This is a genomic window from Actinomadura soli (genome assembly GCF_005889715.1).
In the GTDB taxonomy this organism is placed as follows: domain Bacteria; phylum Actinomycetota; class Actinomycetes; order Streptosporangiales; family Streptosporangiaceae; genus Spirillospora; species Spirillospora soli.
Genome location: NZ_VCKW01000490.1, coordinates 1 through 2,712, shown reverse-complemented (window position 1 = coordinate 2,712; position 2,712 = coordinate 1). Strand labels below are relative to the sequence as shown.

Genomic DNA, 2,712 nt, shown 5'->3' with positions numbered 1-2,712 from the left:
GTGAAGATCAAGGCGGTGGCGCAGCCCTCGTCGTCGGTGACGGTGAGGGTGGCCTGGTAGGTGCCGGGTCGCCGGTAGGTGTGGGTGGGGTACGGGCCGCCGTTCGGCAGCGCGGCGCCGTCGCCGAAGGTCCAGTCGTAGCGGGCGATCGTGCCGTCGGGGTCGGCGGAGGCGGTGCCGTCGAAGCGGGCGGTGCGGTCGGTGATGGTGCTCTGGAAGGCCGCCTTCGGGCCCTGGTCGGGTGGGACGGAGACGCCCTGGAATGTGGGGTTGCTGCCGCCGGTCGGGAATGGTGAGCCCGCGAGCTGGGTGAGCACGCCGGTCTTGCCGATGTCGAAGGCCGCAAGGTCGTGGGTCTCGAAGTTGCCCACGTAGAGTCTCCGGCCGTCTCGGCTGGGAGTGATTCCCACGGACGCGCCTGCTGATTCGAAGGGCGAGCCTGGGACGGCTTGCAGTACGCCGTCCCGTCCTATGGAGAAGGCGGTCACGTTGCGTGTGACCGTGGTGTCGTGGTTCGGGCTGGTGACGTAGAGGTGCCGGCCGTCCGGCGTGACCGCCGCGTCCTCGGGGAAGACGGCGGTGGGGAACGGCGAGCCGGGAATGGACGAGAGGCTGCCGTCATGGGCGATGCGGTAGCCGTACACGACGTCCGATCCGGTGCTCGCGACGTAGATGAACCGGCCGTCCGGGGTGATGTCGGATCCGTTTCCGCCGGAGCCGACCGGGACGTTTGGAATTGTGGTGCGCTTCAGGCCGCCATCGGGGCGGACGGCGAGCACGACCATGTCGTCCGCGCGTCCTTTGGCGGGGAGGCCGTGGCTGACGAAGACGAATCGTCCGTCCGCCGAGGCCGACACGGTGCGCGGTTGGGGGGATCCGGTCGGCACCGGTGTGCCGATGAGGTGGGGTTTTCCGTTCGCGTCGACTGACAGGGCCGAGACGGTGCCGGAATTCAGATTGGCGGTATAAAGCGTCTTGCCGTCCGGGGCTATGGCAATGCCGAAAGGCACCTGTCCTCCGACCGGGACTGGTTCGCCCAGCGGGGCGAGTTTGCCTCGATCGTCGACCGTATAGCCGGAGATCGTGCCGTCGCCTCCGTTGGCCGTGTAGGCCCTGCGCCCGTCGGGTGTGAAGACGAAACCGCGTGGCCCGGTGCCGGTCGTTACACGGTCGATCGGGGTGGGCCGCCCCTTGGAGTCGAGTGTGAAAGTGGTGATGTCGTTGGAGAACAGATGCAGCACGTACAGCGCGTTCCGGCGGCTCGGCGGCTCGGACACCGTTCCCGCCGAGGCGGATGCCTGGACGATCGGTGTCGCTATGACTGCACTGAGTAAGCAACCCAGGACGCGGCTTCGACCCTTCATTTGGCTGACCTTCCCGTCGCCATCTGTGTGACCCTTGCTAATGGTCACGGAAGGCGCGCTGTCCTGGTTCAATCCAGACCGGGCTCGACTCCCCGGAGGCCGTGATGAGGGTGGCGCGGGTAAATGGCATTTTTCGGTGTCGCGCAGGGTGTGCGCGTAGGCCGGTCGGAGTGAAGGTGGCGGTGGGGGTGTCTGGAATGTCGTTCGAGGGCGCATTATGGCCTTATGAGCGATGACGAGCGGGCGCACGAGCGTGGGGCGGAGCGGTGGCGTAGCCTTCCGCCGCGTATCCGGCTGGAGGACACGATGGCGGGGCAGGAGGTTCCGCCCAAGCCTCAGGTGATCGCGGATCCGGGTAGCACGGAGGTCGACGAGGCCACCCGATACCCGGCCTGACCTGGGACGTTCCCGTCCGGCGCCTCGGTCGGATCTTCAACTGGGGATGACGTCAGGTTTGCGCCGCGATCGGTACCGTCAGAAAGGTGTTTGGCCAGCGTAAGACGTGTGTCCAGGTGGTCAAGGGCCGGACGGGCGACGCGGCGCGCCTGTGCGAGGCCGCCGACCGCTGGCACCGGGAGGTCGCTCCCCGGGCCCGGGGATGGCTGGGCAGCACCGGCGGAGTGACCGCTGACGGGGTCTACTTCAACCTGATGCGCTTCGACTCTCCGCGCGCGGCCCACCGCAACGACCGGAGTCGCGCGCAGGGGCAGTGGTGGGACGAGGTCGCCGACCTCTTCGAGGGCGAGGTCACCGTCGAGGAGTCCACGGACGTGGAGACGTTCGGACGGGGCGGCTCCGACGAGGCGGGATTCGTCCAGATCCTGCGGACCCACATCCGCGACCGGGAGGCGGTGCGTCCGCACGTGCCCGAGGAGGCCCAGCGGACGCTGACGCGGCTGCGGCCCGACATGATCGGCGGCATGTTCTGCATTCACCCCGACGGCACCTGCACCGGCGTGGCCTACTTCACCTCGCTCGAGGCGGCCCGCAAGGGCGAGCGAACGGAGATGCCGCCGGAGTACAAAGCCTGGCGCGACGAGCAGATGGCCCATTTCGACCAGGAAGCGGTCTTCTACGATCTGCGCGAATTCTGGCTGCAATCCCCGTGACGGGTCGTTTCAGAACGCCGGTACGGGGTGCGGGTCCGGCTTGCCGGCTCGGCGGAGGGCGGCGGAGACGCCCGCGCGGGAGGTGACGCCGAGCTTGGCGAAAATGTGGCTGAGGTGGCATTCCACCGCGCGGACGCTGATGATGAGCGACTCGGCGATCTGCAGGTTCGTCCGGCCCTCCGCGACCAGGAGCGCCACGTCCAGTTCGCGCCGGGAGAGCCCGTACAGGGCGGGGGACC

4 protein-coding genes are annotated in these 2,712 nt (G+C 68.4%); 2 read left to right on the top strand and 2 right to left on the bottom strand.

All coding sequences use genetic code 11. From position 1 onward, the window contains the following. Positions 1 to 1,277 (bottom strand): beta-propeller fold lactonase family protein (locus ETD83_RS41070; protein ID WP_171064733.1); only part of this gene is annotated, 1,277 nt, incomplete at its 3' end. Positions 1,278 to 1,589: 312 nt separating this feature from the next. Between ETD83_RS41070 and ETD83_RS43340 the strand changes: the two genes are divergently transcribed. Continuing rightward, positions 1,590 to 1,760, top strand: a complete 171-nt coding sequence (locus ETD83_RS43340) for a hypothetical protein (RefSeq protein ID WP_171064732.1) — start codon at positions 1,590 to 1,592, stop codon at positions 1,758 to 1,760. Positions 1,761 to 1,846: 86 nt separating this feature from the next. Then, positions 1,847 to 2,473 (top strand): hypothetical protein, encoded by a 627-nt coding sequence (locus tag ETD83_RS41065; RefSeq protein WP_138650643.1) that lies wholly within the window; start codon positions 1,847 to 1,849, stop codon positions 2,471 to 2,473. Positions 2,474 to 2,482: 9 nt separating this feature from the next. Here the strand turns inward: ETD83_RS41065 and ETD83_RS41060 are convergent. Continuing rightward, positions 2,483 to 2,712, bottom strand: a 230-nt coding sequence (locus tag ETD83_RS41060; protein WP_138650642.1) for a response regulator transcription factor, incomplete at its 5' end; no start/stop codon positions are given.

Excerpts from the sequence above, each read along its gene's own strand:
- ETD83_RS43340 (WP_171064732.1), top strand. The coding sequence starts at position 1,590 with ATGAGCGATGACGAGCGGGCGCACGAGCGTGGGGCGGAGCGGTGGCGT.